This window comes from Halochromatium sp. (genome assembly GCF_054919635.1).
Window position 1 is genome coordinate 1 of record NZ_JBUDPI010000317.1, and the last position, 4,357, is coordinate 4,357.

Genomic DNA, 4,357 nt, shown 5'->3' on the forward strand with positions numbered 1-4,357 from the left:
GAGCCAGCGGCTGATCGATTCCATCTTGTTCCATTCCTGCGCCGAGACCAGCGAGATGGCGATGCCGGCCTGACCAGCGCGGCCGGTGCGGCCGGTGCGATGCAGGTAGTCTTCGCCACTGCGCGGGATGTCGAGGTTGATCACGCGCTCGACGCCGGTCAGATCCAGGCCGCGCGCGGCAACATCGGAGGCAACCAGCACCGAGACCTGGCCGCGCTCGAGCAGGCCCATCACCCGCTTGCGCTCGCGCTGATCGAGCTCGCCATGGAGCACGGCAGCGCGCACCTGCTCGCCGACTAGGAAGGCGCCGATCGCGTCGGCGCGGGCGCGGGTGTTGGCGAACACCAGCGCCTTTTCATAGGCTTCGTTTTGCAGCAGCCAGAGCAGCTGCGCCTGTTTCTGCGGTAGCTCATCGCTGAGGATGATCTGATGGCTGATGTCGGGATGCGCGGCGCGGATGGCGTCGATCTCGATGACCTGCGGATTCTTCAGCAGATGATCGGTGACCGGGCGCAGCCCACCGTGCTTGAGCGTGGCCGAGAACAGCAGCGATTGGCGCTCGCGGTTGCTGGCGCTGATGAGGGTGATGACATCGGCGGCGAAGCCGAGATCGAGCATGCGGTCGGCCTCGTCGAGCACCAGGAAGCTGAGCTGGGTCAGATCGGCCTCGCCGGTCGCGAGATGCTCGAGCAACCGGCCCGGGGTGGCAATGACCAGGTCCGGATTCTTGCGCAAGGCCGAGACCTGGCGGCCGCGATCTTCGCCGCCGACGATCACCGCGGCGGTCAGCCGGGTGCGGCTGCCGAGGCTCAAGAATTCGGTCTGGGTCTGGCTTGCCAGCTCGCGCGTTGGCACCAGCACCAGTGCGCGGATGCCGCCATCGGGCGCTGGCTCCTCGCTAAGGCGCTGCAGTATCGGCAGCAGAAAGGCGCCGGTCTTGCCGGAGCCGGTGGCGGCCGAGGCAAGCAGATCGCGACCCTCGAGCACGGCGGGAATGACCCGCTGCTGCACCGGTGTTGGCTGCTTCCAGCCGGCGTTGGCGATGGCGCGCTGCAACGGCTCGTCAAGGTCGAAGGTGTCGAAGTTGTTGGTGATGGTCGTCATTCAAATCTAGCCATTCGAAGATCCTGCGGCGCTTGGCTCGCACTTGTTGGGCAATCGCCGATCAGTCAATGGTCATTCTATGCCGGCGAGCCGCCGTTCAGCAGGACGCCGCGCGGCGACCGCTGCGCAGCGAGCGCCGCCAGTGTCAGAGCCGCGCCACTAGCCTGCGTTGCTAGCCCTCGGCGACCAAGACGTCAACACTGTTTGAGAGTGGCGAGGGTTGGCCGTTCTCGCCGACAGATCTCACCGCGACTGTCAGCACAGCGCCGTGTGGCGAGGCCTGGTCGGACGGTTCAAATGTCCCTGCAAGTGCAGTTAGGCTTCGTTTCCACGCAGTCTGAAGATCGCCCGACGTCTCGATCTTACTCACAACGGTATCGGTGTCTCGTAGCGCCGGGCTCGCCGACACGTAAAGGAGATAGAGGTTGGGATTGCCAGTAATCTGGATCTGGGGCGGCAACGAACGCGCAGTCTCGGTGGTGGATACGCTCAGCAACGGGGGCCGGAGTGCTTGTTCCGTCATCGATTCCGATGAGGAGAGGTCGAGATTTCTGTTGGCCAGTGTTGCCGTCAACTTGGCCATGAGCTCCTCTGTCTTGATGATGCGATCCGCCATCAGGCCAATCCGCTCCTCCATCATCAAGATACGGTCCGCCATGGCACCAATGTCATCCGAGATCTTTGAGATCAGCCCGGCCGTATGGGTCATCATGGCGGATGCGACATCGCTGCCCTTATCCATGGCCTTGCCAACGACGCCGCTACCCGTTTCTAGCAGCCCTTTGAAAACACCATTAGTCTTGCGGTCGTTGTCACTTGCCACTTTGTGAGGCCTCTGTTGCGGGCTGCTTGTGCGACTGTCGATTGACATCGGAACGGACTGTACAGCGAAGAGCAAACGCACCATGCACGGCCAACCTGTCGCGCATAGGATGCGCGACGCTACCAGCTCACTCGCTGTATGCTGGGTGCGACCGCAGCCGGCCTACCCGCGTCGGAGCACGCCGAGGTCAGTTGCAACCCCAAAACCGAGCCACGCTGCAGTTTGCTTAGCTCCCGAAGCCATTCACAGCTGATACCGTCAGCGCCGGAGGAAGTTTGTCATGACCCAAGATGTCGAAGACATGGTCCACGCGGTGCTCAGTCAAATGCAAACGGCATTAGACACCAAACATGTCGTTGGTGAGCCGATCCAGATCGGCGACTACACCATTGTCCCGCTGATGAGCGTCGGGTTCGGATTCGGGACTGGCAAGGGCACTGGTAAGGGCGAGGAGCTGATGAAAGGCGAGGGCATGGGGTGGGCATCCGCCGGCGGCGGCGGCATGAAGCCTCTTGCCGTCGTTTTGATCGGACCAGATGGCGCAACGGTGGAATCATTGAAAGGGGCCACGGCCTCGGTCGTCGAAACACTGGCACAGAGCGTTCTCAACGCCAGAAATAAGGACAAAGACGCGAACGACTAACGACCCGCGATGCTGGCCGCATTAGGCATCGCTCTGCTGCTGGCGCTCTCCCTGCTGGCGACCCCAGTGGCTATCGTCGGCGTGCTGAAAAAGGACAGCGACTGGAGCGGGCGACTGCGCCTGTACTGGCTTTTCGGTCTCGTGCGTATCCGTGTGCGCCCGCGGCAACAGAGACGACGTCGAACGGTGCGGTGGTGGAGTCGACCTCGGGGCAAGCGCCCCGGCAAGCGGCAGCCGCAGATGCGCAGGCTTATTCGGCTTCTCAGGAGCCCGGGTTTCCTGCGACGACTCCTGCGCTTGCTTCGGGACTTGATGCGCGCATTAGGGCCACGCCGCGTGAAGACCCGATTCGTGATCGGGATGAATGATCCCGCGGATACCGGCTTTATCGCTGCGTTGCTCGCGCCGCTGCGAGTCTGGCTCACACGGCCAGACGGCAGTGAGCCTTCGGCAGTTTCGATAGACATCTCCCCGGATTTCTCGGGCCCCCGTCTGCACGGATACACCTGCGCAAGTCTGCGCTTTACGCCCCTCCGGCTGATTGCGTTGTGTCTTGGGTTCGCGCTTTCGCCGACCGTGATCCGCGCCGCTCGGACGCTTGCTACGCGCCACCGGTTAACAAGCGACGATCGTTAGTCAGGCGAGACCTGGCCCCTGATGCTCGGCGTCTCGGCGTCCTCAGCAAATGCAGGAAGATGCCGTAAACAGAAGCTCCGGCTGCGCCTAGGCAGCGAAATCCAGCACCTAGGCCACCTCAGTGATCATCAGGAGAGCTGTGATCATACGCCTTGATAAAGGGCCAACGCCGCCTTCGTCATCGATCCCAATGGCGTGCTGCGTGTCATGGTCTACTACCGGACGAACGTTGGGCGCTCGATCGACGAGCCCGTGCGCCTGGTCAAGGCCCGGCAGACCTCCGGCGAGCGCGGCGTGGCGACCACTGAGGCTTGGCAGCCGGGAGGTTTGGCAGCCAGGCGACAAGGTGATCGTGCCGCCGCCGGTCACCGCTGAGCAGGCCGCTAGCTACGATGCCCGACTCGGCTCAGGTCGCTGCTCCGCCGCCACAGCTGCTCTGCGAGTAGCAGCCAGAGCGCAAAGACGGCCACGGTCATCAGCGTCATCAGGGGCAGTGACGAGACCCTCAGCTCCCGCGGGATCAGGTCGTCGAGGGGGAGGGCGCGGACGGCGAGGACCAGCACGGCGCTGAGGCGGCTGCTTAGTGGCAGTGAAGGGGCGAGCACGCGGTCGCGCAAGAGCACGAGCGCAGCCGGCAGCAAGAGCACCAGGTGATGGGTCCAGCTTGCGGGAGCGATCAGGAACACCGTGATGCTGATCAGCGACAGCTCCAGGTCGTGATCGACTGCACTGCGCGGTCGCGCAAAGCGGTGATTGTGACGAAATCGACGCTCGGGTCTCGAGCTGCTGGCGATACCTGCGTTGGTTCCGGCGCCGGTTCCAGCCCCTTGGTGCGATGCCGCTGTGGCTTGCGTGGCTGTCAGGCTGCGCCGCATCGAGCGCCAGAGGAGCGCAGCGGTTGCGGCGAGGAGGATCAGGATTGCGCTGCCGGTCAGCCGTGCGGCCAACGCAGGATCATCGGCGATGATGCTGCTGAATTTGTTTGGTACCAGGAAACGGGCAATGGCGCCGGCCAGGCTGCGGTTCCAGGGCGCGGCGATGGTGCTATGGCCAGGCGGTAGCTGCGTCAGGCTTGTGGTGGCGACGATATCTTGCCACCAGGAGGTCCAGCTGCCGCTCGGGGCGACCCAGAGGCTCACTGCGATCAGCAG

General features: G+C 63.7%; 5 protein-coding genes and 1 pseudogene. 3 read left to right on the plus strand and 3 right to left on the minus strand.

The window, feature by feature from the left end; translation table 11 throughout:
- The coding region (locus ACY693_RS15685; RefSeq protein WP_462322751.1) for a DEAD/DEAH box helicase at positions 1-1,104 on the minus strand (1,104 nt) is incomplete at its 3' end.
- Positions 1,105-1,276: 172 nt separating this feature from the next.
- Positions 1,277-1,927, minus strand: a complete 651-nt coding sequence (locus ACY693_RS15690) for a hypothetical protein (RefSeq protein ID WP_462322752.1) — start codon at positions 1,925-1,927, stop codon at positions 1,277-1,279.
- 280 nt (positions 1,928-2,207) lie between these two features.
- Between ACY693_RS15690 and ACY693_RS15695 the strand changes: the two genes are divergently transcribed.
- The 3 genes and pseudogenes from ACY693_RS15695 to ACY693_RS15705 form a co-directional block, all read left to right on the plus strand.
- Positions 2,208-2,570: a GerW family sporulation protein gene (locus tag ACY693_RS15695; protein ID WP_462322753.1), complete on the plus strand. Its 363-nt coding sequence runs from the start codon at positions 2,208-2,210 to the stop codon at positions 2,568-2,570.
- Between the two features lie 9 nt (positions 2,571-2,579).
- Complete coding sequence (locus ACY693_RS15700; protein ID WP_462322754.1) at positions 2,580-3,206, plus strand: hypothetical protein; 627 nt, start codon at positions 2,580-2,582, stop codon at positions 3,204-3,206.
- 168 nt (positions 3,207-3,374) lie between these two features.
- Positions 3,375-3,618, plus strand: a pseudogene (locus tag ACY693_RS15705) (peroxiredoxin); the annotation flags it as partial.
- Here ACY693_RS15705 and ACY693_RS15710 read toward each other — a convergent pair.
- The coding region (locus ACY693_RS15710; RefSeq protein ID WP_462322755.1) for a hypothetical protein at positions 3,590-4,357 on the minus strand (768 nt) is incomplete at its 5' end. The pseudogene ACY693_RS15705 and the gene ACY693_RS15710 overlap by 29 nt on opposite strands.